Source organism: Streptomyces sp. NPDC020917 (assembly GCF_044333795.1).
Classification (GTDB): Bacteria; Actinomycetota; Actinomycetes; order Streptomycetales; family Streptomycetaceae; genus Actinacidiphila.
This window is the reverse complement of record NZ_JBIRRR010000004.1, coordinates 110974-136729: the sequence shown is the minus strand read 5'-3', so window position 1 is coordinate 136729 and position 25756 is coordinate 110974. Positions and strand designations below refer to the sequence as shown.

General features: G+C 72.2%; 24 protein-coding genes. 17 read left to right on the top strand and 7 right to left on the bottom strand.

Annotated elements, in window-relative coordinates:
* Nucleotides 1–68: 68 nt before the first annotated feature.
* The 4 genes from ACH4TG_RS10530 to ACH4TG_RS10515 all read right to left on the bottom strand — a co-directional run bounded on the left by ACH4TG_RS10530 (nt 69) and on the right by ACH4TG_RS10515 (nt 3043).
* Nucleotides 69–1040 (bottom strand): aminoglycoside phosphotransferase family protein, encoded by a 972-nt coding sequence (locus tag ACH4TG_RS10530; protein ID WP_398241797.1) that lies wholly within the window; start codon nt 1038–1040, stop codon nt 69–71.
* A gap of 93 nt (nt 1041–1133) precedes the next feature.
* The gene (locus ACH4TG_RS10525; protein WP_398241796.1) at nt 1134–1544 is read right to left on the bottom strand and encodes an HIT family protein; all 411 of its coding nucleotides are present in this window, start codon (nt 1542–1544) and stop codon (nt 1134–1136) included.
* 51 nt (nt 1545–1595) lie between these two features.
* Entirely contained in the window at nt 1596–2033 is a 438-nt protein-coding gene (locus tag ACH4TG_RS10520) for a VOC family protein (RefSeq protein ID WP_398241795.1), read from the bottom strand.
* 104 nt (nt 2034–2137) lie between these two features.
* A complete protein-coding gene (locus ACH4TG_RS10515) occupies nt 2138–3043 on the bottom strand; it encodes an NAD(P)-dependent oxidoreductase (RefSeq protein WP_398241794.1) in 906 nt (301 codons plus the stop codon).
* Between the two features lie 60 nt (nt 3044–3103).
* Between ACH4TG_RS10515 and ACH4TG_RS10510 the strand changes: the two genes are divergently transcribed.
* The 12 genes from ACH4TG_RS10510 (at nt 3104) to ACH4TG_RS10455 (ending at nt 19667) form a co-directional block, all read left to right on the top strand.
* Entirely contained in the window at nt 3104–3478 is a 375-nt protein-coding gene (locus tag ACH4TG_RS10510) for a MerR family transcriptional regulator (RefSeq protein WP_398241793.1), read from the top strand.
* 98 nt (nt 3479–3576) lie between these two features.
* Nucleotides 3577–4650 (top strand): LacI family DNA-binding transcriptional regulator, encoded by a 1074-nt coding sequence (locus tag ACH4TG_RS10505; protein ID WP_398241792.1) that lies wholly within the window; start codon nt 3577–3579, stop codon nt 4648–4650.
* Between the two features lie 286 nt (nt 4651–4936).
* Nucleotides 4937–7972, top strand: a complete 3036-nt coding sequence (locus ACH4TG_RS10500; RefSeq protein ID WP_398241791.1) for an alpha-mannosidase — start codon at nt 4937–4939, stop codon at nt 7970–7972.
* Nucleotides 7965–11054, top strand: a complete 3090-nt coding sequence (locus tag ACH4TG_RS10495; RefSeq protein ID WP_398241790.1) for an alpha-mannosidase — start codon at nt 7965–7967, stop codon at nt 11052–11054. Before ACH4TG_RS10500 ends, ACH4TG_RS10495 begins: the two co-directional genes overlap by 8 nt.
* 157 nt (nt 11055–11211) lie before the next feature.
* On the top strand, nt 11212–12180 hold the full coding sequence (locus ACH4TG_RS10490; RefSeq protein WP_398241789.1) for an acetylxylan esterase: 969 nt from the start codon (nt 11212–11214) through the stop codon (nt 12178–12180).
* Nucleotides 12177–13253, top strand: a complete 1077-nt coding sequence (locus tag ACH4TG_RS10485) for a glycosidase (RefSeq protein WP_398241788.1) — start codon at nt 12177–12179, stop codon at nt 13251–13253. The genes ACH4TG_RS10490 and ACH4TG_RS10485 overlap by 4 nt, the downstream gene beginning before the upstream one ends.
* Nucleotides 13250–14245 (top strand): carbohydrate ABC transporter permease, encoded by a 996-nt coding sequence (locus ACH4TG_RS10480; RefSeq protein WP_398241787.1) that lies wholly within the window; start codon nt 13250–13252, stop codon nt 14243–14245. The genes ACH4TG_RS10485 and ACH4TG_RS10480 overlap by 4 nt, the downstream gene beginning before the upstream one ends.
* Nucleotides 14242–15120 carry a carbohydrate ABC transporter permease gene (locus ACH4TG_RS10475; RefSeq protein ID WP_398241786.1) on the top strand — a complete coding sequence of 293 codons (879 nt, stop codon included), beginning with the start codon at nt 14242–14244 and terminating at the stop codon, nt 15118–15120. Before ACH4TG_RS10480 ends, ACH4TG_RS10475 begins: the two co-directional genes overlap by 4 nt.
* Nucleotides 15121–15166: 46 nt before the next feature.
* Nucleotides 15167–16429 carry an ABC transporter substrate-binding protein gene (locus ACH4TG_RS10470; protein ID WP_398241785.1) on the top strand — a complete coding sequence of 421 codons (1263 nt, stop codon included), beginning with the start codon at nt 15167–15169 and terminating at the stop codon, nt 16427–16429.
* A gap of 28 nt (nt 16430–16457) precedes the next feature.
* Nucleotides 16458–17693, top strand: a complete 1236-nt coding sequence (locus ACH4TG_RS10465; RefSeq protein WP_398241784.1) for a DUF4185 domain-containing protein — start codon at nt 16458–16460, stop codon at nt 17691–17693.
* A gap of 69 nt (nt 17694–17762) precedes the next feature.
* Nucleotides 17763–18989, top strand: a complete 1227-nt coding sequence (locus ACH4TG_RS10460; RefSeq protein ID WP_398241783.1) for a DUF4185 domain-containing protein — start codon at nt 17763–17765, stop codon at nt 18987–18989.
* Nucleotides 18990–19085: 96 nt separating this feature from the next.
* A complete protein-coding gene (locus tag ACH4TG_RS10455) occupies nt 19086–19667 on the top strand; it encodes a hypothetical protein (RefSeq protein WP_398241782.1) in 582 nt (193 codons plus the stop codon).
* A 19-nt stretch (nt 19668–19686) separates the two neighbouring features.
* On the opposite strand, the gene ACH4TG_RS10450 is transcribed toward ACH4TG_RS10455, so the two are convergent.
* A complete protein-coding gene (locus ACH4TG_RS10450) occupies nt 19687–20571 on the bottom strand; it encodes a helix-turn-helix domain-containing protein (RefSeq protein WP_398241781.1) in 885 nt (294 codons plus the stop codon).
* A gap of 184 nt (nt 20572–20755) precedes the next feature.
* Here ACH4TG_RS10450 and ACH4TG_RS10445 point away from each other — a divergent pair, with 184 nt between their 5' ends.
* Nucleotides 20756–21517 (top strand): SDR family oxidoreductase, encoded by a 762-nt coding sequence (locus tag ACH4TG_RS10445; RefSeq protein WP_398241780.1) that lies wholly within the window; start codon nt 20756–20758, stop codon nt 21515–21517.
* A 70-nt stretch (nt 21518–21587) separates the two neighbouring features.
* Nucleotides 21588–21971 (top strand): VOC family protein, encoded by a 384-nt coding sequence (locus ACH4TG_RS10440; protein ID WP_398241779.1) that lies wholly within the window; start codon nt 21588–21590, stop codon nt 21969–21971.
* A gap of 4 nt (nt 21972–21975) precedes the next feature.
* Here the strand turns inward: ACH4TG_RS10440 and ACH4TG_RS10435 are convergent, their stop codons facing one another.
* On the bottom strand, nt 21976–22431 hold the full coding sequence (locus ACH4TG_RS10435) for an ATP-binding protein (protein WP_398241778.1): 456 nt from the start codon (nt 22429–22431) through the stop codon (nt 21976–21978).
* Between the two features lie 159 nt (nt 22432–22590).
* Here ACH4TG_RS10435 and ACH4TG_RS10430 point away from each other — a divergent pair, with 159 nt between their 5' ends.
* The 3 genes from ACH4TG_RS10430 (at nt 22591) to ACH4TG_RS10420 (ending at nt 25248) form a co-directional block, all read left to right on the top strand.
* A complete protein-coding gene (locus ACH4TG_RS10430) occupies nt 22591–23448 on the top strand; it encodes a helix-turn-helix domain-containing protein (protein WP_398241777.1) in 858 nt (285 codons plus the stop codon).
* Complete coding sequence (locus tag ACH4TG_RS10425) at nt 23445–23699, top strand: DUF397 domain-containing protein (RefSeq protein ID WP_398241776.1); 255 nt, start codon at nt 23445–23447, stop codon at nt 23697–23699. The genes ACH4TG_RS10430 and ACH4TG_RS10425 overlap by 4 nt, the downstream gene beginning before the upstream one ends.
* A gap of 286 nt (nt 23700–23985) precedes the next feature.
* Nucleotides 23986–25248: a DNRLRE domain-containing protein gene (locus ACH4TG_RS10420; protein ID WP_398241775.1), complete on the top strand. Its 1263-nt coding sequence runs from the start codon at nt 23986–23988 to the stop codon at nt 25246–25248.
* Between the two features lie 60 nt (nt 25249–25308).
* On the opposite strand, the gene ACH4TG_RS10415 is transcribed toward ACH4TG_RS10420, so the two are convergent.
* Entirely contained in the window at nt 25309–25752 is a 444-nt protein-coding gene (locus tag ACH4TG_RS10415) for a hypothetical protein (protein ID WP_398241774.1), read from the bottom strand.
* Nucleotides 25753–25756: the final 4 nt, after the last annotated feature.

The following is a 25756-nucleotide window of genomic DNA, read 5'->3' as shown; positions in this document are numbered from 1 at the left end:
GCGCGACCAACCACCAACGCACGGCGCAGCCGGCAAAGCACACCGCCCCCGCCCCGGAAGGGCGAGCCTCAGGGCGGGGTGGGGCGCGGCTGGGTGAGGAGGGTGGACAGGTGGGCGGCGAAGGCCGTGAGGGAGTCGAGGAGGTGGCCGCTGCGGGCGATCCGGTAGCCGTGGCGGCGGCCCCAGAAGGCCGCGTCGACCGCGTGGTACTGGGCCCAGCGCTGGACGCGTTCGCGGTCGAGGCCGGCCGCTTCGGCGAAGACGTCGACGACGCGGTGGGCGGCTCCGCCCAGGTCGTCGGCGTCGAGGAGGGCCATCGCGCGGGACTTCAGCAGGGTGCCGCCGTCGTACGCGGGGTCTCCCGCGTAGCCCTTGGGGTCGACGGCGAGCCACGGTTCGCGGTCGGCGCGCAGGATGTTGCGGGCGTGGAGGTCGCCGTGGATGAGGATGTCGGGCTGGGCGGCGCCCAGTTCGCGCACGGTCGCCACCGCGGCGGCCACCGTGCGCCGCGGCAGGAGGTCAGGGAACTCCACCTGTTCCTTGAGGAGTTGCTCCTCCCAGGCGCCGGCCCGGTCACGCAGCCTGGGCAGTTCGCGCGGCGCGGGCACGGCCAGCCGCCGGCTGAGCAGCCCGGCGACCCGGACCGCCTCGTCGCCGTCCTCGACCTCCGCCAGCGTGACGGCGTGGACGCGTTCGAGCAGCATGGCGTACCGCGCGTCGTCCCGCTCCAGGAGCAGGACGGCGCCGCGCCCGCCCCACGCCGCGAACGCGTCGGGCTCGTGGACGTTGCCGGGGTGCGGGAACGACACCTTGATCACGGCCGTTTCGGGCGACTCGCCGCCGTCCCGCCGCACGGGGACGACGACACCGACGCCGCCGTGCGCGACTTCGCCGTCCGGCTCGCACGACCAGCGCTGGAGCAGGTCCGCGACGATGCCGGGCAGCGCGGCCAGCCACTCCGCCCCGCGCTCCCCCTCGCGCTCGACGGTGCTCCGCGCGAACGCCTCGGGTATGCGCGCCGTCCCGGCTGTCCCGCTCATCCCGCCACCCTACGCACCCGCGCCCCGGCACCCTCGCGACCCCGCACCCTTGCGTCCCGCGACCAGGCGCCAGCGCCCAGCTCCCAGCACCCGTCACGACCGGCGCAGTGCCTGCGCGAGGCGCTCGGGGGCGTCGTCCGGGGCGTCGTGGGCCGACCGGCCGGGCGGCCAGGTGGTGAGGCCGTCGTCGGGCCAGCGGGGCACGACGTGCAGGTGGAGGTGGGGGACGGACTGCTCGGACCCCGGCCCGCCGGCGCTGAGCAGGTTCACCCCGGAGGCGCCGAGCGCGACGCGTGCGGCCCGCGCGACCCGCTGGGCCAGCGCCATCGTGTCGGCCAGGACGTGGGGCGGGGTGTCGAAGAGGTCGGCGTAGTGGGAGGTCGGGACGACCAGGGTGTGCCCGGGGGCGAGCGGGTCCAGCGGGGCGAACGCGCAGACCGCCGGACCGCGGTCCACCCAGCGCGCGGTGCCGTCGTGGATCAACGCGCAGAAGATGCAGTCCATAGCGCCGAGACTGGCACGCGGCGCGCCCGGCGGGGAGACCGCCCGCACGAGCTACATCACCGGCGCCTCGACCGCGAGCAGGTTGCCCTCGCTGTCGCGGAACCAGGCGCCGCGCGAGCCCCGGGCGCCCGTGACGGCGTAGTTGCCCTCGACCTCCGTGATGCCGTCCTCCGGCTGACCGCCGCCGAGCAGCCCGGGCAGCTCGTACTCCTCGAACACCACGCCGCGGCGCCTGAGTTCGGCGACGACGGTGTCGACGTCCGCCACCTGCCAGCACATCTGGGTGAAGGCACCGGTGGCGGCGCCGCCGGACCGGAAGACCACGAAGTGGCCGCCCCCGCACTGGTAGAGCAACCCGCCGGGCCGCTCGTCCACCGGTTCCAGGCCGAGGTGTTCGGCGTAGAACCGGCGTGCCCGCTCCAGGTCCTGGGCCGGAAGCCGGGTGACCGGCCGGCCGCGGACCAGCGGGCCCCCGTCACTTGCGTTCATGCCCCCACTGTGCGGCACGCGGCGCCCGCGGAGCGGGAGTTCAGCCATGGGTGGGTGTGCCGCGCCGCCGCCCTGACGCCGCACGCCGCACGCCGCGTGAGGTCTCAGGGCCGGCCCGCCGGGTGGAGGACGGTCGTCAGGCGGGCCAGCCCCTCGGGCCCGTGGCCGTCCGCGACCGCGCGGTCGAGGGTGCGCCGCGCGGCGGTGAGCATCCCCACGTCGATCCCGTGGCTGGTCGCGGTGTTGACGACGTGCCTGATCCCGGATGCCGCGGAGGCGATCGTGGAGCGCTCCCCGGGGAAGCGGCCGGCCTGGATCTGCTCGGCGAACCGCGTGATCATCTCCGGGAGGAGCCCGCCGATGCCGGTCGCGAAGGCGGCGAAGCGTTCCGGTGCGATGCCCTCGGCGGACGCGAGGGCGAAGGCGTGCACGATGCCGTTGACGGAGGTGGCGAAGACGTCCAGGAGCGCCATCTCGTAGGCCGCGGCCCGGCCCGGATCGTCGCCGAGGTGCACCGAGGTGCCGCCCAGCGCGGCCATCGTCCCCTGGACGTCGCGGTGGACGTCGTGGGCGCCGCTGAGGAGGACCGCGGCGGACGGGGTGCCGATCGCCGGGGCCGGGGTCAGGACGGCGCCGTCCAGGTAGGCGATCCGGCGCGCCGAGGCCCACTGCGCCGTCTCGCGGGCCTGTGCCGGTTCGCCGCTGGTGAGGTTGACCAGCCGCCGGTCCTCCCAACTCGCCCGCGCCGGGCCGAGGGTGGCCCGCAGTGCGTCGTAGTCGATCAGGCAGGCGACGATCACGTGTCCGGCGTGGACCGCGTCCTCGACCGACGCGGCGGCCACCGCGCCTTTGCCGGGCAGGTCTCCTTCCTTGCCGGGGGTGCGGTTCCAGACGGTCACCGGGTGGCCGGCGGCGAGGAAGGCGGAGGCCAGGGCGCGGCCCATCGGGCCGAGGCCGAGGACGGTCACGGGCGGGCGTCGGGTGCTGCTCTCTCCAGGGCTGGTGATCATGCCCGGAACGCTAGACCTTCACATTGACGTGAAGGTCAAGCGCTGCTGCACTTGCTCCTCATGAGGATCGGTGAACTGTCGCGGCGGACCGGCGCGAGCCGGCGCTCCCTTCGCTACTACGAGGAGCAGGGCCTGCTCGTCCCGGCGCGCCTGCCGAACGGGTACCGCGACTACGACGACCGCACCGTGGCCACCGTGCGGCGCATCCAGGTGCTGCTCTCCGCGGGGCTCGGCACGTCGGCCGTCGCGGAGATCCTTCCCTGCGCCGTCGACGACACCGTCGTCCTGTCCGGGAAGTGCCCGGAGCTCATCGACGGCCTGGCGCGGGAGCGCCGCCGGATCAACGCGACGATCGACGACCTGGTCGCCGCCCGCGGCATCCTCGACTCCCTCATCGGGCGTCCCCTGCTTGCCCGTTCCGCCGCCACGCCCTGACCGGCGACGGCGCCTCCCCCGCAGGACGCGGGGCTCCCGATGCGGCACGCCGTGTCGCAATATGCTGGAGCCGGTGCCACAGAGAGAGGACCACGGGCTTGAGCAGCGGGGACGGCCAGCAGGACGGGACCGGGGCACGGCCCTTGTCACGGCCACGGATGCAGGACATCGCGGACGCGACCGGCGTCACGATCAAGACCGTGTCCCGAGCCCTGTCCGGAGCACCGAACGTCCGGCAGTCCACGCGCGAGCGCGTCCTGGCCGAGGCCGAGCGCCTCGGCTTCCGGCGCAACGACATCGCCGCGGGCCTGCGCAGCACCGGACAGACCATGAAGACGCTGGGCGTGGTGCTCGGCGACCTCGCCAACCCGTTCTTCCCGCCGATGCTGCGCGGTATCCACCAGGTCGCCGCCCGCCACGGTTACCTGGTGATCAGCGCGGACGCCCAGGGCGACAGCGCGGTGGAGCGGGAGTCGATCCAGGCGATACTGGCGCAGCGCGTCGCCGGCCTGATCATCTCCCCGGCCGGCACGGACTTCGGCTACCTCGCCCAGGAAGCGCAGTTCGGCTCGGCCATCGTCTTCATCGACTCGGCGCCCCTCGGTCTCGCCGCGGACGCCGTCATCACCACCAACACGGCCAGCACCCGCAACGCCGTCACCCACCTCATCGGCCGGGGCCACCGCCGGATCGGCTACGTGGGCCACCCTCCGCAGGGCTACGGCGCCCCCAAGCGGTGGCTGGGCTACTGCCAGGCGCTGCGGCAGGCGGGCATCACCGTCGACAGCGACCTGGTGCGTCGCGGCCTGACCACCGAGGACGGCGCGGCGCGCGCCGCCACCGAACTGCTGAGCCTGGACGACCCGCCGACCGCGCTGTTCGCCGACAACAACCGGATGACCGTCGGCATCCTGCAGTCGCCGAAGTACGCACTGCACAACCCCGAGGTCGTCGGTTTCGACCACTTCGACCTGGCACCGCAGTTGGGGATATCGGTCGTCGACAGCGACCCGTTCCGTGTCGGGAGCGCCGGCGCCGAGTTGCTGTTCCGCCGGCTCGCGGACCGCGACCAGCCGCCGATGCAGACGACCGTGCGCGCCAAGCTGATCGTCCACGACCAGCCGACGTTCGCCCCGGTCCAGCCCCGCCGGCGCCGCGGCGGCGGTCAGTAACCGCCGCCGGCCGGTAGGCCGAGGGGGCGCGCGTCCTCGGGCCGCCAGGCCCGCGCCCATGCCGGACACCGCTTCCCCTTCCGTGGAACCGGGCCCGCCGCGGACCGCTCCGGCGGACCGCGGTCCCCGGTGCACCCACCACAGGTTCCGCCGTCCGTCCGTCAAATGTCAACGTTGACATCACCAGAGCGGCGTGACACGTTCGTCATGCCGGGCGGCCTGCGCCACCACGTGGCCGGCACGTCCCCGGCACCTCGACTGTCGTGGAGCGAAGGGGAGTACGAGCGTGCACGACACCAGCAGGCGCACCCTGGACAGGGTCGAGCGGGCGCTGCGCGAGCGGATCCGGCCGGCCGCCCTGCTCGCCAGCGTGCCGCTGGACGTCACCGTCCACCATCTCGACGGTGAGCCGGTTCCCGCGAAGGAGGCGATCGCCGGGGAGTTCCGGCCGGCAGCGGTCGGCGACCGATGGGGTCTGCCATGGGGCACGAGCTGGTTCCATGCGACCGGCCGGGTTCCGGCCGCATGGTCCGGCGGCCAGGTGGTGCTCCGCGCCGACCTCGGATTCTCCGGCGGCCCAGGTTTCCAGGCGGAGGGGCTGGTCTACCGGCCGGACGGCGTGCCGGTGAAGGGCATCGAGCCGGACAACACCGAACTCCTCGTCTCTGACAACGCTGTCGGAGGCGCATCCGTGGACTACTACCTGGAGGCGGCCGCCAACCCGCCGGTCATCGAGCACGCGTTCGAGCCGACCGGCCTCGGCGAGGTGCACACCGCCCCGCGCGAGCCGCTGTACACGCTGACCACGCTCGAACTCGCGCTGGTCTCCCCCGAGGTGCGCGCGCTGGCGCTGGACGTCGAGGTGCTGCTCGGGCTGGCGCGGGCGCTTCCGGCCGGTTCGCCGCGAGCCCGCGAGATCACCGTGGGGCTCGACCGGATGCTGGACGACCTGGACACCGGGGAGGTCACCGCCGGTGCGGCCCGCGCCCGCGCCGCGCTGGCGCCGCTGCTCGCCGCGCCGGCCGACCACGCCGCGCACCGCGTCTCCGCGGTCGGCCACGCCCACATCGACTCCGCGTGGCTGTGGCCGATCCGCGAGACGGTCCGCAAGGCGGCCCGCACGTTCTCCAACGTGACGGCTCTGGCCGAGCGTTACCCCGAGCTGCGGTTCGCCTGCTCGCAGGCCCAGCAGTACGCCTGGGTGCGCGACACCTACCCCGAGCTGTTCGCGCGGATACGCGACGCGGTGAAGGCCGGCACCTTCGTGCCGGTGGGCGGTATGTGGGTGGAGTCGGACACCAACATGCCGGGCGGGGAGGCGCTGGCCCGGCAGTTCGTGCAGGGGCAGCGGTTCTTCCGCGAGGAGTTCGGGGTGACCTGCCGGGAGGTGTGGCTGCCGGACTCGTTCGGGTACACCGCGGCGCTGCCGCAGATCGCCTCGCTCGCGGGGATGGACTGGTTCCTGACGCAGAAGATGGCCTACAACGAGACGAACCGCTTCCCGCACAACACCTTCTGGTGGGAGGGGATCGACGGGACCCGGATCTTCGCGCACTACCCGCCGGTGGAGAACTACAACGCCGAGCTGATCCCGTCCGAACTGGCCTTCGCCGCCGAGCGGTTCACCGAGGCGGGGGCGGCCGGCCGCTCGCTGGTGGCGTTCGGGCACGGCGACGGCGGGGGCGGGCCGACCGCGGACATGCTGGAACGCGCCCGCCGCCAGGCGGACCTGGCCGGATCGCCGCGCGTGCAGCTGCAGACCCCTGCGGAGTTCTTCGAGGCCGCGCACCGCGAGTACCCCGAAGCGCCGGTGTGGGTCGGCGAGTTGTACCTGGAGTCGCACCGCGGCACGTACACCTCGCAGGCGCTGATGAAGCAGGGCAACCGGCGCAGCGAGCACCTGCTGCGCGAGGTGGAGCTGTGGGCGGCGACGGCCGCCCGCCGGAACCTGGCGCCGTACCCCTACGAGGAGTTGGACCGGCTGTGGCGGACCGTGCTGCTGCACCAGTTCCACGACATCCTGCCCGGCTCGTCGATCGCCTGGGTGCACCGTGAGGCCCGGGCGGCCTACCGGGAGGTGATCGCCGAACTGGAGGCGCTGCGCGACCGTTCGCAGCAGGCGCTGGCCGGCAGCGGCGAAGCGGAGCTGGCGTTCAACGCGGCGCCGCACGCCTGGTCCGGGGTGCCCGCGCTGGGCGCGGCGGTGTCCGTCGAGGAGGGCCCGCAGGTCGCGGTGGACCGGCGCGGCGACGAGGTCGTGCTGGACAACGGGCTGCTGCGGGTGACCGTCGACGGGCGCGGCCTCGTCACCTCCGTGTACGACCTGGGGGCCGGGCGCGAGGTGGTGCCCGCGGGCACCGTGCTGAATCTGCTCCAGCTGCACCCGGACCGGCCGAACGCCTTCGACGCCTGGAACGTCGACGAGTTCTACCGCCACCGGGTCGAGGATCTGACGGCCGTGGACGCGCTGGAGGTCGAGGGCGCGGTCGTGCGGGTGCGACGGTCCTTCGGCTCCCCGTCCGGAGAGCTGTCGGAGCCCGCGTCCCGTGTCGTGCAGACGATCACGCTGACGCCCGGCAGCCGTACCGTCGACTTCGGCCTGGACGTCGACTGGCACGAGCGCGAGCGGTTCCTGAAGGTCGCGCTTCCCGTGGACGTGCACACCGCGTCCGCGACGGCGGAGGTCCAGTACGGCCACCTGTCCCGGCCCACGCACGCCAACACCACATGGGACGCGGCGAAGTTCGAGGTGTGCGCCCACCGGTTCGTGCACGTGGGCGAGGCCGGGTACGGCGTGGCCGTGGTGAACGACTCCACGTACGGCCACGACATCGCCCGCACCCCGCGTGCCGGCGGTGGCACGTACTCGACGGTGCGGCTGTCGGTGCTGCGCGCGCCGCGCTACCCCGACCCGGACACCGACCAGGGCGCCCACCGCTTCGGGTACGGCCTGGTGTGCGGTGCCGGCATCGGTGCGGCGGTGACGGCGGGCTACCGCAGGAACCTGCCGCTGCGGACCGTGCGCGGCGCGGGCCCGGTGGTCCCCGAGGTCGCGGTGGACAACCCGGCCGTCGTGGTCGAGGCGGTGAAGCTCGCCGACGACCGGTCGGGCGATCTGGTGGTCCGGATGTACGAGGCGCACGGGACGAGGGCCCGCGCGCGGGTGTCGGTGCGCGCCGCGGCCGCGGCCGTGGAGACCGATCTGCTGGAGGCGCCGCTGCCGGGCGGCCGGACGTTCCCCGCGGCGGGCCCGGTCCTGATCGAACTGCGCCCGTTCCAGATCGTGACCCTGAGGTTCGCGGGAGGCGGCGTCGATGCGTGAGGACCTGGTCCAGGGACGGCTGCGCCGGATGCTGGAGCGACGGCTGCGGTCGGCGCGCCACGGCGCACGGGTGCCGCTGACGGTGACGGCCTGGCACGTGCCGGGCGAGCCGGTCGCGCCCGCGGCCGCGCTGGCCGCCGGCTACCGGCCGTTCGCGGCCGGTGAGCCGTGGGGGCCGCCGTGGGGCACCACGTGGCTGCGCTGCACCGCGGTGCTGCCCGCCGGGTGGGCCGGGCGGCTGGCGGAGGCCGTGGTGGACCTGGGGTTCACCGGCGTCGGCCCCGGCTTCACCGCCGAGGGTCTGGCGTACACGCCGGACGGCACGCCCCTGAAGGGCATCCATCCGCTCAACCGCCACGTCCCGCTGGACGCGGCCCTGCCCGGGGGCGTGGGCCCGGCCGCCCGGCCGCTGCCCGCGGCGGACACCCGGGTGGAGTTCCTGGTGGAGGCGGCGGCGAATCCGACCATCCATCAGCCGTACCCGTGGGCGCCGACGGATCTCGGCGACGTGCGGACCGCCGGGCGGGAGCCGCTGTACCGCTTCGGCGGCGCCGAGATCGCCGAGGTGGACACCGGCGTCCGGGCCCTGGTCGCGGATCTGGAGGTGCTCGACGGGCTGCTGGAGGTGCTGCCCGCCGGGCAGCCGCGGCGGTCCGCGGTGGTGCGGGCGGTGGTCGAGGCGATGGACTACCTGGACCGCGCGGAGCTGACCGGGTCCTGGTCGGCCTCCACGGCACGGGAGTTGCTCGCCGGGGTGCTGGACAGCCCGGCGGCGGCCTCGGCGCACCAGGTCACCGCGGTCGGGCATGCGCACATCGACTCGGCGTGGCTGTGGCCGATCCGCGAGACGGTGCGCAAGGTGGCCAGGACCGTCGCCAACGTCACGGCGCTGCGTTCCTCCCATCCCGAGCTGGTCTTCGCGTTCTCCCAGGCGCAGCAGCACGCGTGGCTGAAGGAGCACCACCCGGCGCTCTTCGAGCGGCTGCGCGAGGCGGTGGCCGCGGGCGCCGTCCATCCGGTGGGCGGCATGTGGGTGGAGTCGGACGCGAACATGCCGGGCGGCGAGGCGATGGTCCGCCAACTCGTCTACGGCAAGAGGTTCTTCCTCGACGAGTACGGCTACGAGTCGGACGAGGTGTGGTTGCCGGACTCGTTCGGCTACTCGGCGGCACTGCCGCAGATCTTCCGGCTGGCCGGGGCCACCCGGTTCCTCACCCAGAAGTTGTCGTGGAACCAGACCAACCGCTTCCCGTTCAGCACCTTCTGGTGGGAGGGGATCGACGGCAGCCGGGTGCTGGCGCACTTCCCGCCGGTCGACACGTACAACAGCGACCTGTCGGCGCGGGATCTCGCGGGGGCGCAGGACCGGTGCGCGGACGACGGCCGGGTCAGCCGGTCGCTGGTGCCGTTCGGCTGGGGCGACGGCGGCGGCGGGCCGACCCGGGAGATGCTGGAGCACGCGGCCAGGCTGCGGAACCTGGAGGGCCTGCCCCGGGTACGCATCGGCGAACCGTCCGGGTTCTTTGACGAGGCGCAGGCCGAGGCCGAGGCCGGGGACCGGGCGCAGGAACCGGCTCGGACCGGGACTCCGGTGTGGGCGGGCGAGCTGTACCTGGAGGTGCACCGCGGCACCTTCTCCACCCAGGCCGCGGTCAAGCGCGCCAACCGGCGCTGCGAACACCTGCTGCGCGAGGCCGAGTTGTGGTCCGCGACCGCGGCGGTGCGCGGACTCGCCGCATATCCCCACGCCGAGCTGGACGCGCTGTGGAAGGACGTGCTGCTGCACCAGTTCCACGACATCCTGCCCGGCTCGTCCATCGCCTGGGTCTACCGGGAGGCCGTGCAGCGCTACGCGGAACTGGAGGAACGGGCCGAGGAGCTGGTGCGGTCCGCGATCACCGCGCTGGCCGGCAGCGGGACGCGGCGCCTGGTGTTCAACTCCGCGCCGCACGCCCGCGGCGGTGTCCCCGCGCTCGGTGCCGCCGTCCCGGAGGTGCTCCCGCCGCCGAAGGCGCGGCGCACCGCGGAGGGCGGGATCGTGCTGGACAACGGCCTGCTGCGGGTGGGGATCGACGAGCGCGGCGCGGTGGTCTCGGTGCGCGATCTGGCGGCCGGGCGCGAGGTGCTGCCGCCGGGCGAGGACGCTGGCCTGCTGCGGCTGCACGCGGACCATCCGGTGGGCGCGGACGCGTGGGACCTCGACGAGCACTACCGTGGCGCCGCGCTGGACCTGCGCGAGGCCGAGCACGTGGACCTGGCGGCGGACGCCGGCGGAACCCCGGTGGTGACGGTGGTCCGCGTTCACGACGGCTGCCGGTTCGAGCAGCGGCTGCGGCTTGCCCGTGACGCGGCCCGGCTGGAGTTCGAGACGCACGCGGACTGGCGGGCCGAACAGCGGCTGGTGAAAGCGGTGTTCCCGCTCGACGTGCGGGCGGACACCGTCGCCGCGGAGGTCCAGTTCGGGCATGTGCGCCGGCCGCTGCACCGCAACACCTCATGGGAGGCAGCCAAGTTCGAGGTGTACGCGCACCGCTTCCTGCACGTCGGCGAGCCCGGCTACGGCGTGGCGCTGGTCAACGACTCGACGTACGGCTACGACGCGACGCGCCAGGTGCGGCCCGACGGCGGCACCACGACGGTGTTGGCCCTGTCGCTGCTGCGCGCGCAGCGCTTCCCCGATCCGCACGCCGACCAGGGCCGCCATGTCGTCCGCTACGCGCTGGTGTGCGGCGCGGACACCGCGGGCGCGGTGCGCGAGGGCTACCGGATCAACCTGCCGGAGCGCACGGTGGCCGGCGGCGCCGACGTGCCGCCCCTGGTGGAGCTGGACGGGCCTGCGGTGGTCGAGGCGGTGAAGCTGGCGGACGACGGCTCGGGGGACCTGGTGGTGCGGCTGTACGAGCCGCTGGGCGACCGGGCCGAAGTGTGGCTTTCGGCCACCGAACAGGTCCGGCACGCCTGGCTGGTGGACCTGCTCGAACGGGATCGTGGGACAGTCGAGTTCGATGGCCTCAGGGCCCGGATGACCTTGCGTCCCTTTGAAATCGCCACCGTCCGCCTGCGGTTGACGAGCCGTTCCTGAGGCTGCGCGCGGCTTCCGCCGGACAAAAATGTCAACGTTGACATTGGCTTGATCGTATGCGAGCCTACACAACACCCGGGACACATCGATGACACACGGGATTCACGGAACTCCTCTGCCGCCCGTCATCCGGATCCGTCCCAGAGAGGGAGACTCCATGCAGTTCGACCTGCCCCTTACGGAGTTGTACGCGTTCCGCTCCCCCGCCGTGGCCCCCGACGACTTCGACTCGTTCTGGTCCTCGACCCTCGCCGAGGCCGACGCCCATCCGATCGACGCCCGGTTCACGCCGGTTGCCGCGCGGCTGTCCACCGTCGACGTCTACGACGTGTCCTTCGCCGGGTTCGCGGGACAGCGCATCTCGGCCTGGCTGATGGTGCCGCGCAACGGCGTCCGCCCGCTGCCGGCGGTCGTCGAGTTCCAGGGCTACACCGGAGGGCGCGGGCGGCCGAACGAGTCGCTGATGTGGAGCGCGGCCGGATACGCCCATCTGACCGTCGACTGCCGCGGGCAGGTCGGCGCCGACACCCCGGACCTGGGGGTCACCGGCGCACCGCAGTCCGCCGGCCTGGTGACCCGGGGCATCGAGGACCCGCACGACTACTACTACCGCCGGGTGTTCACCGATTCCGTGCGCGCCGTGGACGCGGTGCGGCAGTTCGACGGGGTGGACCCGGAGCGGGTGATCGTGGCGGGCGGCAGCCAGGGCGGCGGCATCTCCCTGGCGGTGGCCGGGCTGCGGCCCGATGTCATCGGGCTGATCAGCGACGCGCCGTTCCTGTGCGACATCATGCGCTGCGCCACCGTCACCGACGAGCCGCCGTACTCCGAATTGCGGGACTACCTGCGCGTGCAGCGGGACAAGGTGGAGCGCGCCGGGCGGACCGTCTCGTACCACGACGGGGTGCACTTCGCGGGCCGCGCGACCGCGCCGGCCTTCTTCTCGGTGGGGCTGATGGACGTCGTCTGCCCGCCGTCCAGCGTCTTCGCCGCGCACAACGCCTATGCCGGGCCGAAGCGCATCCAGGTATGGCCGTTCAACGGCCATGAGAACGGCATGGGTTACCTGCGGGACCTGCACCTGGAGTTCGCCAACTCGCTCGCCAAGCCCGAGGCGGCGATATGAGCGGCTTCCCGTACCGCTTCGAGCGGCTGGGCGTGGTGATGAGCCCGGATCCGGACGATCCGGCCGAGGCCGAGGGCACCCTGAATCCCGGTGGCGCGGTGACCCCGGACGGCGGCATCGTGCTGTTCCCGCGGATCGTGGCCGAGGGCAACGTCTCGCGGATCGCCCGCGCGGACGTGACGTTCGCCGGCGGAGTGCCGACCGGTGTGGGCCGCGCGGGTCTGGTGCTGGAACCCGACCGCAGCTGGGAGCGGGCCGCCGACCACGCCGGCGTGGAGGACGCCCGGGTGACCCGGGTGGACGCCCTGGACTGCTGGCTGATGACCTACGTGGCGTACGGCCCGCTGGGCCCACGCACGGCGCTGGCGATCTCCTCGGACCTGACGCGGTGGCGCCGGCTGGGCCCGCTGGTCTTCGTCTACGACGACGAGGACGACGCGGAGTTGAACCTGGTCTGCAACAAGGACGTGGTGGTGCTGCCGGAACCGATCACCGGCCCGTCAGGGCGGCCGGCCCTGGCCGTGCTGCACCGGCCGATGTGGGGCGAGGCGATCGACGGCGCGGACTTCGGCCGCTACCGCCCGGCCGGGCACGACGGCGACGGCCTGTCGATCTGGCTGTCGTACGTCGACCTGGAGGCGGCGCGCAGCGACCTGAGCCTGCTCACCGTGCTCTCGGGCCACCGGGAGGTCATGCGGCCGGAGCAGCCGTGGGAGAGGACGAAGATCGGCGCGGGTCCGCCGCCGATCCGCGTGCAGGGCGGCTGGCTGCTGATCTACCACGGCGTCAGCCCGGCGCCCGGCGGCGGGCAGTCCTACCGGGCGGGCGCGGCCCTGCTGCATGCGGACGACCCGGGATACGTGGTGGCCAGGACCAAGGAGCCGCTCCTGGAGCCCGAGTCGGAGCACGAGCGGACCGGCACCGTCGATAACGTTGTCTTCCCCACCGTCCTGCTGCCGCACGAGACCGGGCTGCTCTGCTTCTACGGGATGGCCGACGCGCGCATCGGCGCGGCCCGGCTGGTGCGTTCGGCCGGCCACGTCGCCGGACCGCCCGGGGGTGAGGGCCGATGACGACCGGGACGGTCCCGGCTTCCGGCACTCCGGGAGCACCCGACGCCGCCGGGGTGGAGGGAGGCGCACGCTCCGGGCTGCGCCGCCGGCCCTCGCACCGCGCGCTGAAGGAGTTCATCGCCGGCCATCTGTTCATCCTCCCGGCGATCCTGGGTCTGGGCCTGCTGGCGGTCTATCCGCTGGTCACCTCCGGGTACCACGCCTTCACCGACTGGAACGGCCTGACGCCGGCCAAGTGGACCGGCTGGAAGAACTTCGACTACGTCCTGCGGCACGATCCGACGTTCTGGCCGTCGCTGCGTGCCACCGGGCTGTTCGTGCTGATGAGCGTGCCCGCCTCCCTGGTGGTGGGCCTGGCGCTCGCGGTGCTGGTCAACCGCCCGCTGCGCGGGGTGCGGATCTTCCGGACGATCTTCTACCTGCCGGTGGTGCTGCCGTCCATCGCGGTGCTGGCGCTGTGGAAGTACATCTACGACCCGCAGTACGGCCTGGCCAACGAGACGCTCAAGGCGCTGCACCTGCCGACCAGCATGTGGCTGGGCAGCACTCAGATGGCGATGCCCGCGGTGGTGCTGGTGGGCCTGTGGGGCATCGGCGGCACCATGATGATCTTCCTGGCCGGGCTGCAGGCGGTGCCGGCCGAGCTGTACGAGGCGGCGCAGGTCGACGGCGCGGGACCGGTACGGACGTTCTTCCGGATCACGCTGCCGATGATCACCCCGATCCTGCTGCTGCAGCTGGTGCTGCAGATCAACCTGACCTTCCAGACCTTCAACCAGATCGCCGTGCTGACCCAGGGCAAGCCGGGGACCACCACGGACGTGCTCATGTACAAGATCTACATGGACGGGTTCGGCAACTACCTGTCCTCACCCCAACTCGGTTACGCCACCGCGGAGGTGTGGGTGCTGTTCGTGATCGTCATGGCGGTCACCGCGGCCACCCTGCGGTTCTCCTCGATCTGGGTCTACTCCGGGGAGGGCGACCGATGACGGCACAAGCCCCGCCCGGGGGCCTGGCGATGCGGGTCCCGCTGCGCGCGTCGCGGGCCTGCTGGTACCTGCTGTGCGTGGTGCTGAGCGTCTCGATGCTGCTGCCGCTGGTGTGGATGCTCACCATCGCGCTGAAGAACAGCGCGGACGTCAACCGGCTGCCGCCGCAGTTCCTGCCGCACCAGTTCCGCTGGTCGAATTTCGTCGACGGTCCGCGGAGCGTCCATTTCTACCGGCTCCTGCTGAACACCGTCATCGTCACCGTGCTGTCGACGATCGGTTCGGTGGCCAGTTCGATGCTGGTCGGCTACGGCCTGTCCCGTATCCGGTTCCGCGGCCGCAAGTTCTGGTTCTACGCGTTCACCGCGAGCATCTTCCTGCCGCCGATCGTCGGTCTGATCCCGCTGCAGCGGCTGTGGATCGACCTCGGCCTGATCGACACCTGGGTCCCGCTGGTCGTTCCGTCCTTCCTCGGCTCCCCGGTGTTCGTGTTCCTGGCCCGCCAGTACTTCATGTCCATCCCCTTCTCGCTGGACGAGGCCGCACGGCTGGACGGCGCCGGCCACCTGCGCATCTTCTGGTCGATCATGGTGCCGCTGACCCGCCCGGTGTGGATCACCATGGCGGTGCTCTCCTTCCAACTGGCCTGGAACGACTACCTCAACCCGCTGGTGTACCTGCAGAGTCCCGACCGCTTCACGCTGTCGCTGGGAATGGCCGGCTTCGTCAGTGACACCGCCGGCGGAACGACCTCTCAGTACAACCTCTTCATGGCCACCAACCTGCTGTACATGCTGCCTCCGCTGCTCCTCTTCTTCTTCGCGCAGCGGTATTTCATGCAGGGCATCGGCGCGATCGGAATGAATTCCAAGTAGCACGCACCGGAGGTTTCCGTTGAGAATCCACGCGATCGGCGTTGCGGTGGCTGCCGCAGCCCTCTTCGCCACCACAGGATGCAGTTCGAGCAGCGGTTCGCACGCCGCGAGCACGGTCACCTGGATGTCGTGGGAGACCACGCAGACCAACACCGCGATGGACGCGGCGTTCACCGCGTTCACCAAGACGTCGGGCATCACGATGAAGCGCCAGGAGGCGCCGAACGCCGACTACGCGCAGAAGCTCGCGTCGCTGATCATGTCGAAGAAGGTGCCCGACTTCTTCTGGTGCAGCAACGTCGAGGAGCAGACGCTGGCCGCCCAGGGCCTGCTGTACGACTGGAGCGCGTACGCGAAGAAGAACCAGGGCCTGGACATGGGCAAGTTCTCGCCCGGCTCGCTGGACTCCTGGTACGCCAAGGGGAAGCTGTACGGCATACCGACACTGGCCAACACCTACGGCGTCTTCTACAACAAAAAGCTCTTCGACGCGGCGGGCCTGAAGGTGCCGGCGGTCGGCTGGACGTACGACGAGATGTTCTCGGACGCGGCCCGGCTGACCGGGCGCAACGGCGCCAAGGAGGGCATGGTCGCCCAGTGGGCGCTGCTGCAGAGCCCGTTCGGGCTGGCCCAGTACGCGGTCTCGGCCGGCGGGCAGCCGCTGGCGCCGACCGCCACCGGGGTCACGCACGTCACCGCCGACCCGAAGGTGGTGGAGGCCGCGCAGCGCTACGCCGCGGCGGTCAAGGCCGGCCAGATCAGCTCGCCCGAGGCCAACACGCTCAACTCGTCCTCCGCCTTCGCCAACGGCTCCATCCCGATGATGTTCGGCGGCCAGTGGCTGGCGCAGACGATGGTCACCAGCAAGCCGTCCTTCGATTGGGGCTTCGTGCCGATGCCGCAGGTGAAGGAGGACGTGCAGCCCACCGAGACCAACGGCGTCTGCTCCCCCTCCACCCTGGGCAACCCCGACCAGGTGTGGAAGGCCATGTCCTACCTGGACACCACGGTCTTCAACGTGACGATGCGGAAGGTGCCGGTGGCGCCAGTCGCCTATCTGCCGGGCTCCACGGGCTACTTCGACGGGCTGGTCGGCCAGGGCGACGGTCCGCGGATCATGGCCGCCTCGGTGAAGTCCGAGCTGAACGCCCCCAAGAAGGTGCAGACCGGGTTCATGGAGACCTGGTCCACCAAGGCCCAGAACGTGGTGACCGCCGTGTGGAACCCGGCCGTGGCCGGCAAGACGGACACCGCGGCCGGAGTGGCCAGGACGATCCAGCAGATCAACGCGCTGGCGAGTGGTTCGTGACGACGTTCGTGACGACAAGGAGAGACAGATGCGACTCCGCTCCATCCTCGCGGTGGCCGGTGCGACCGCCGCACTGATCGCGACTTCGGCGGCACCGGGCCTGGCGGACAGCCGGGGCGCCGCCCAGGGTGCCGGTTCCGGCTCCGCGGCGCGCACGCTGGGGGTGACCGCGTCCCAGGCGCTGCCCGCGCTGCGGCAGAACGCCCATGTCGTGGGCCGCGACAACGGGCAGAGCGCCGGCTACGGCGGGCGTTCGGTGTGGATCTTCGACGACACCATCCTGCGCGACCCGGACGGCTTCCTGTCCAACAGCGGTGCCACCACGACCGACCTCGACGCGAGTGACGGCATCGACCTGACCTCCGACAACCCGTTCACCCTGGACTCCTCTGCGGCTCCGGGCGAGTTGATGCCGCTGACCGCGGCGGAGACCGCCTTCCAGAAGGCCCACGCCCAGCCCTGCGCCACCGGGGACGAATACTGCGGGACGGTATTCGGCCTCTGGCCGGGGCCGGTGGTGGCCGACCCCGCCCGGCACCGGATCATCTTCTCCTACGGCAAGCTGTGCCGCGGCGCCCCGGACGGCACGCCGTGCGCCTCCGGCTTCGTCGGCACGCCGCTGGGCACCGGTTTCGCCCAACTGGACATGCGCACGCACAAGGTGAGCCGGATCGACGTGGTGCACCCCGATCCCGCGGTCACCGGGGTCGGCCCCGAGGGCAACGACCCGGCGCTGATGTTCGCGCCGGGCAAGGACTTCGGGGCGGGCTCGATGGTGCTGCACGACGGCATGATCTACGCGTACGGCCGGTGTGACACCGCCGCCAACTCCTGTGCGCTGGCCCGGGTTCCGGCCGGGCAGATCCAGGACCGGCTGGCCTGGCGCTACTACGCGGGGCCAGGCGCGGACGGCGGCCAGGTGTGGTCGGCGGACCCGGACGCGGCGGTGACCGTGGGCGCGGGCAACGGCCCGGCCGGCTCCACGGTCCAGTACGTGCCCGCGCTGCACGGTTACCTCGACACGTACATGGGCCTGTTCGACAACGTTGCCCACTACCAGACGGCGCCCGAGCCGTGGGGCCCGTGGACGGCGGCGAAGCCCATGTTCACCGGCCTGCCCACCAACACGCTGTGGGACTACGCCATGTTCGCGCACCCGGAGTACTCCCGCCGGGGCGGCCTGACCCAGTACTTCACGTACTACCGACCCGAGGACGGCTCCCAGCAGCTCGTGCGCGTCGACTTCGATGTGACGCGCGGCTGACCGCAACACCGATCACGGCCGGGTGCGGCACGCCTGCGTGTGCCGCCCCCGGCGAGAGGGGAAGTTGTCATGAACCTGATTTTATGGCGGCGCAGCGCCGTATTCGCGGGCGTGGCGGCGGCCGTCGTCAGCATGGTGGTGGGCGGTCCCGCCGCCTCCGCCGCACCGGACACAGCACCCGCCGCCTTCGCGGCAGGCGTGTCCGCCGCCCAGGATCTGGGCGTCATCGCGCAGAATCCCCACATCCTCTACAACGGCGCGTTCGTCTCCGGCCGGGACAACGGCCAGAGCACGGGGTACCAGGGCCACTCCGTGTGGATCTTCAACGACACCGCGCTCACCGACAACAGTCTGCTCACCAACAGCGGGGCCATGACCGACGACACCGACGCCTCGGACGGCCTCACGCTCACCTCGGCGTCGCCGTTCACCAGCAGCGACAGCGGCGTGCCGGGCTCGCTGATCCCCATGACGCTCAACGAGTTCGCGTTCCAGGCCGACCACAACGGCAGTTGCACCATCGCCACCGACCCGTACTGCGGATCGGTGTTCGCGTACTGGCCGGGCGCGATCGTCGCCGATCCCCAGCGGCACCGGCTGCTGACCTTCTACGGCAAGCTGTGCCGCGGCCAGTCCGACGAGGGCGCGCCCTGCTACAACGGCTTCGCCGGCCAGGAGCAGGGCGACGGCATCGCGGCGCTCGACATGGACAGCCACACCGTCACGCGCCTGGACGCGGTGAACATGCCGGCGCCCGTGCACAGCGTCGACGGCGACGACCTCACCCTGATGTGGGGACCCGGGCAGGCGTACGGCAACAACTCGGCCTTCGTGTCGGGCGACATGCTGTACGGCTACGGCCACTGCGTGAACTTCCGCTGCCGGCTCGGCCGCGTGCCGCTGGCATCCGTCCAGGACCGCGCCCAGTGGCGGTTCTACGCCGGTGACAGCGGTGGGCAGCCCGTGTGGAGCGCCGACGAGAGTGCCGCCGTGAGCGTGCTCGACTCCGGTGCGGCCGGCGGCACCGTCCAGTGGGTGCCGGGGCTGAACGCCTGGCTCGACACCTACATGGCGCCGTTGTCCGACACCGCGTACTACGAGACCGCGCCGAACCCGTGGGGACCCTGGTCCGCCGCGCAGCGCATGTTCGACGGGCAGGCGCCCGCCTCGGGCGTGGACTACGCGAGCTACGCGCACCCCGAACTCGCCCAGAACAACGGACTCACGCAGTACATCAGCTACTTCCTGCCGGGCACCGGCTACCAGCGGCTGGAACGCGTGGACTTCACTCCCTGACCTCGGACGCGCGGTGCGCCCCGCCCGCTTCGCCGCCGCCCGGGCAATGGCGGGAAGCCGCTGACGCGGGCGGGGCCCATGGCCGAGACTGCGGGCATGGACGATGCCGTCTCCGCACTGATCGGTTCGCTCGCCGGCGCGGCGGCGACGGCCGCCGCCAGCCTGGTCGCGGTGCGGGCGGGGGTGCGCGGGGAGCTGGCCCGGCTGCGGCAGGAGCACACGCAGTTCGACCAGCAGGGCCGCGCCGACCACGTGCGGGTCCGGCGCGACGCGCGCCGGGCCGCGTACGCGGGGTTCGCCGAGGCGTTCTACGGCGTGATGGAACTGGTCACCGGGGCCCACGAGACCTCGGAGGCCGGCGACACCCGCGCGGTGCTCGACCTCATCCAGAGCGAGGCGGCGGCCGCCGCCCACGGCCGGCTGCTGCGGGCCCGCTCCGTGATCGCGATCGAGGGCCCCGACTACGTGATCAGGGAGGCGGAGGCCGTCACCGAGCGCGTCAACATCTGGCTGAAGATGCCGCTGCGCATCGCCGGCATCTCCCGCACGCCCCTCCAGGTGTCCGACCACGCGTCGATCGAGAGCGGCTTCCACACCGCGTTCCAGGGCTTCACCCAGGCCGCGAACCGCGCTCTGGACGACGAGGGCAGCTGGTCCCGGCCCGACGTGCCGGCCTGACCCGCCGCCGACCGGGCGATCAGGCGTGGTGCGCCCGGTCCGGGGCCGGGGCGTCGGCCGCCATGGACGCCAGCAGCCGCAGCTTCTCGTCGCTCTCGCTGCCCTGGTCCGCGTAGTAGAGGACGAGCAGCACGCCCTCCACCGGAAGCTTGTCCCGGTGCAGGTGCAGCTCGCCGACGACGGGATGGTTGACGGTGGCGGTGCCGCCGTCGAGGTCGCGGACGTCGTGCCGGGCCCAGAGCATACGGAACCGCTCGCTGGCCAGGGCGAGTTCGCCCACCAGCTCAACGAAGCGCGGGTCGTCGAGGTCGTCGCCCACGGATTTGCGGAACGCGGCGACGAAGCCTTCCGCGGAACGCGTCCAGTCCTTCTGGAACGCCTGCTCCTCGGGGTCGAGGAGCAGCGAGCGCAGGCGGTTGTGGCCGGGCTGGAGCCGGGGCGAGAGCGCGACGGCGAGCCGGTTGGAGGCCAGCACGTCGAACGCGCGGCCTTCCACGAACGCGGGGACTTGCACGCTCGCCAGCAGTTGGTGCAGCCGTGCGGGCACACGCTCGGGCTTCCGGCGCCGCCGCCGCTTGGGCCCGGTCGCGGCCAGGCCCAGCAGGTACTCCTGCTCCAGCTCGTCGAGGCGCAGGACGCGGGCGAGGGATTCGAGGACCTGGCGTGAGGGGTTCTTGTCGCGGCCGCGCTCCAACCGCAGGTAGTAGTCGCCGCTGATACCCGCGAGCAGGGCGACCTCTTCGCGCCGCAGCCCGGGAACCCGGCGGTTGCCGCCCGGAGGGAGCCCGACCTGCTCCGGAGTGACCAGCGCCCGGCGGGCCCGCAGATAGCTACCGAGCGGATTGCCGCGGTCCTCGCTCGTCAGGCCGCGGTCCTCGTGCACACCGCCGCGGTCCTCGCTCATGCTCATCAGCCTAGTTCAGAGCCTCGCCGTCAAGGGGGGCCCTGGCGGGACCCTGGAAGAGCAGGACCCTGGAAGACGGGGGCACTGCCCGCGGCGGGGGAACCGACGAACACTGAACGCGGCCGCCGCATCCGGGCGGACCGCCCGCCGGCCGCGGGAGAACAGCAACCCCCAGGAGCACCCCATGGACATCACCGACCGCACCGTCTTCATCGCCGGCGCCACCTCGGGCATCGGCCTCGAACTGGCCCGCCGCTTCGCCGCGGCCGGCAGCACCGTCGTCGTCGGCGGCCGGCGCGCCGACCTGCTCGCCGGGGCCGCCGCCGAGGGCTTCGCCACCGTTCCCGTCGACGTCACCGACCAGGAGAGCGTCGAGCGGGCCCGCGACGCCGTCCTGCGCGACCACCCCGGTCTGGACACCGTCGTCACGATGTCCGGCGTCATGATCCCCGAGGACCTCCGCGACCCGGCGCACTTCGCCGCCGCGCGGCAGACGGTGGAGACCAACCTGCTCGGCACGATCCGCGTCATCGACGCCTTCACCCCGCACCTGATCGGGCAGGGCCGCGGCACCCTCGTGACGGTGACCTCGGGCATCGCGTTCCTGCCGTTCCCGCCCATGCCGACCTACGCCGCCACCAAGGCGGGCGTGCACGCCTACTCCGAGGCGCTGCGCGCGCAGCTCGACGGCACCGGCGTCGACGTCGTCGAACTCGTCCCGCCGGCCGTCGCCACCACCCCCGAGCAGGCGCAGGCCAACCCGCGCGCGCTCGCGCTGGACGACTACGCCACCGAAGTGATGGACCTGCTCCGGGCCGAGCCCACGCCGCACGAGATCCTCGTCAAGGGCGTGCTCATGCACCGGTGGGCCGAGCGCGACGGCACGTACGACGAGCTGGTCGCCCAGCGGGCGCAGGCCCTCGCGATGCTCCCCGGCCGCTCCTGAGCGGCCCCGAGCCGCCGCTGAGCGACCCGCCGCCGCGCGTGGGACGATCGCGGGGAGGAGAGGAGCCGCCATGGCCGCCGACACCGTGCTCGTGCGGTACATCGTCGACGACGTCGATGCCGCGCTGGCCTTCTACACCTCCCACCTGGGCTTCGGCACCGTGATGCACCCCGCGCCCGGGTTCGCGATGCTCGCCCGGGGCGCGCTGCGGCTCGCGCTGTCCGCGCCGGGCGGCCCCGGCGGCGGGCAGGCCATGCCGGACGGGCGGGTGCCCGAGCCAGGCGGCTGGAACCGGATCTCGCTCCAGGTCGACGACCTCGACGCCGAGGTGGAGCGGCTGCGCGCGGGCGGCGCCCGCTTCCGCAACGCGATCGTGGACGGCGTGGGCGGCCGGCAGATCCTGGTCGAGGACCCGGCCGGCAACCCCGTCGAGCTGTTCGAGCCCAAGCGCTGACCGCTCACGCACCCGTCCGCGGCACCGCCAGCTCGGCCCGCACGGTCTTGCCGACCTGCGGCCGGTCCAGCACCGACCAGCGCTCGGCCAGCGCCTCCACCAGCATCAGCCCGCGCCCGGACTCGGCCAGCGGCCCGGGCGCCGCGCCCTGCCCCGGCTCCGGTGGGCGCCGCTCGGTCCGGGTGTCCGTGACGTCGATCCGCAGCACCTCGGCGGTCAGCGCCAGCCGCAGCTCGAAGTCACGCCCCGGCACCCGCCCGTGCGTCACCGCGTTGGCCGCCAGCTCGGCGACGACCAGCCCGGCCGCCTCCGCCAGCGCGGACTCCGGCGGATGTCCCCAGCGGTGCAACTGGTAGAGCGCGAGATGCCGGGCGAGCCTGGCCCCGAGCCGGGTGGAACTGAAACACTGCGTGAACTCCCGTTCGAAACGGGGTAGTTGACGAGTCGATGGCGCTGTCATGCGGCCCACTGTGGCCTGCGGCGATACCCCGGACCAGGGTCCCTCCGCGTACGCTCCGCGAGCGTACGCGCACCAACGGTGGACGGTACGAGTCACCGTCTGTGAGCATGACCCCGATTGCCAGTGATCGGCGGGGCGCACACGCGGGAGGTGGCCGGAGTGGCCGGGTCAGCGGAGAACACGGAGGGGTCGGCGTCGGGCATCGGCGGCGAACCCGAATCGTCCGACAGTCTGCGGACGTTCGGGGCGTTCCTGCAAGCCCTCCGCGAGCACGCGGGGTACTCGCGCGAGGAGTTCGCGGCCGTCGTCCGCTTCTCGAAGCACACGGTGGCCTCCGTCGAGCAGGGCCGCCGCATCCCCGACGTCGACTTCGTCGAACGCTCCGAGCAGGCCACGGGCAACACCGGGGCCTTACGGAGTGCGGCACGCCATATCGCCCGCCAGCCGGGCCTGGCGAGCTGGTTCCGTAGGTGGGCGCGCCTCGAAAGCCATGCGATCACGCTGTACACGTACGAGTGCCGGCTCATCCCTGGCCTGCTCCAGACCGAGGCGTACGCGCGCAGATTGTTCGACCAGCGACTCCCGCCGCTGAGCGACGCCGACATCGACGCGCAGCTAGCTGCCCGGTTGGACAGGCAGAGGCTTTTGAAGGAACGCCCGCACACGGCCTTTGGCTTCGTACTCGACGAGCACCTGTTCACACGGACGACTGGTGGATCGGCGGTCACCCGGGAGCTGATCGACCACGTCCTTGAGGTCGGCGCCCAACGGAACGTGGAAGTACAGGTGTTGCCGACCTCCGTCGACGTTCATCCTGGCCTGGATGGCCCGATCGTTCTCCAGGAGACCCCCGAGAACCGGTGGTTCGCATACAACGAAGGGCAGGAGACGGGACAGTTCATCAGCGACCCGAAAGTGGTCAGCGTGCTCCAGCAACGGTATGTAAAACTGCGCGCACAGGCTCTCACTTCGGAGGACTCCACGAGCCTGCTGGAGCGAATGCGAGGAGCGCTATGAGCACGTCCGCCCTGTCCTGGTTCAAGAGCAGTTACAGCAGCGGCTCCGGCGACAACTGCATAGAGGTCGCTCTGGACTGGCACAAGTCCAGCTACAGCGGCAGCTCCGGAGACAACTGCGTCGAGGTCGCAACCTGCCCGAGCACCGTCCACGTGCGGGACTCCAAGGACAAGGAAGGCCCCCAACTGGCCTTCACGCCCGCGGAGTGGGCGCACTTCGTGGAGTTCGCGCGGGCCGCGGTCGCGGGCTGAGAGCCGGGAGCGGGCCGTCCGCAGCGTGGAGGGCCCGGCGCATTCCATGGACCACGGAGTCGCCCCGCGGACGAGGCCGCTCTGCGGGAGCGGGCCCCCGCGGCGCTAGGATGCTGATCCTTCGTTCGCATGTCCGGTTGCAGCGCTGGGCTTCGACCCCGCAGCGGGCACTCGGATCCCCTGTTCCGCCGAGCTGCCGCATGCGACAGGCTGGATGCGGGGTACGTGGATGCAGGGCACGAGCCGGACCGGACGAACCTTCCGCCGCCGCGGGAGCATCGCCGGGATGATGGAGGGGCTGCCCTGGTGGCAGGCGATGTTCGTCCTGGTGCCGTGGATGCTGGCGCCGACGGCAGGCTCGCAGTTCGGCGGCAAGTTCGGCGGCGGCTTCATCGGCGCGGTGCTCGCCGGGGGAATCGGCGGCGCCATCGGTGGCGGCGCCGCGATGATCTGCTCGAAGCTGGCCCGCCGCCCGGGGAACGCGGGGCTCAAAGTCCTCGCCCTGTCCTGCATCGGCGCGCTCGCCTACGGCACCTTCTTCGGCGTGGCCGACCTGGCGAGCGGTGCGCTCCCCCCGGTGCCCGTATCAGCCGCCTCTCCACCGCCGGGGTCGCTGAGCCCGACAGGCGCCGCGGCGGCTCCACAGACGCCGGTGTACACCCCGACAGCGCCCGTCACTCCGTCCTGGGTGCGCCAGCCGGTCAACCTGAACCCGCCGACGGTCCTTCACGCGACGGGCGCGGAACTGCATTGGCCCGCCGTCTACAACGGCTCGTCTCCGTCGAGCGGCCCCTCCGATCTCGAGGTGTATCGCGGCACGCAGGCAGACTTCACCCCGTCGCGCGCAACGCTGATAGCCAAGCTCGACGCCGAGGCGGTCGGTTTCGTCGACACGACTGCGCCTGCGGCACGCGGCTCACACCTGGACGACTATTACTACATGGTCGCCGTGCGCACGAAGGACGGCGAGCTGATCATCGGCAACTTCCAGTTCGCGCAGCTGCCCGGATTCGGCAAGACCGAGGTCGCCGTACCGGCCACCGTGGCAGCGACACTGAGCTCGGGCTACCCGGACGTCTCGAACCCGGGCCTCATCGGAGTCAATCCTGACATCGCCGGCCACGGCGCAGCGCGTGCGGTATTCGGATTCGGCCCGCTGCGCGCAGTCCCCCGCGGCGCGCACGTATCCAGCGTCCACCTGGGCGTGGCATGCGATGGCAGCGTCCCGGGTCCGCTCGAAGTCTTCGCCTTGACGCGATCCTTCAAGGAGCAGGCGACGTGGAACAGCGCGGCGATCGGCATCGCGTGGTCACATCCCGGTGGGGACTACGCCGGTCCCGCCGCACACATCCTGCCCACCGCGGGCCTTTGCCTGTGGGACGTGACGTCGATCGTGCACGGCTGGAGCGTCTCGCCGAAATCAGAGCACGGACTGCTGCTGCGGTTCATCAACGAGTCGCCCTCGTCTCCGTTCGGCCCGTTCAACGACGGGTCCATGCATCCGGGCCAGGAGCCGCAGCTCCTGTTCACGTACGCCAAGCGCTCCTGACCGAGGCCGGGCCGTCCGCAGCGGTGGACGGCCCGGCGGCTCACCCGGGACGGGACGTTCCTAGTGAACGGGGGCGGGAGGCGACTGAACGTCGCCGTAGTAGCCGTACTTTCCGTCGAGCGTGGCCCAGTAGCCCGCGTGCATGATGTAGTTGCCGGGGCTGGCCGCGTAGCTGCCGTTGTTGCCGTAGGCGCCGTATCCCACGCCCGGGTCGATCCACTTCCCCTCGCAGCCGAAGTCGAACACCTTGGTCCACGACGTGGTGCCGAACGGCTGGTACCAGAGTTGCGCGCAGGGGAAGGCCGGGGTCCCGCCGGGCTGGACGGAGCCATCGATCCAGCCGGAGAGCGTGGTCCCCGAGACCACCAGGCAGGGCCTGATCTGCACGCCAATCGGCTCCCTGGCGAAAGTGTCGCGGCAGTACGCGTCGCCCGCCGATGCCGAGCCCGCGCCCACCACGAGGCCGGCGAGCGCGACCCCGCTCACCGCCGCGCAACTGAGCACGCGC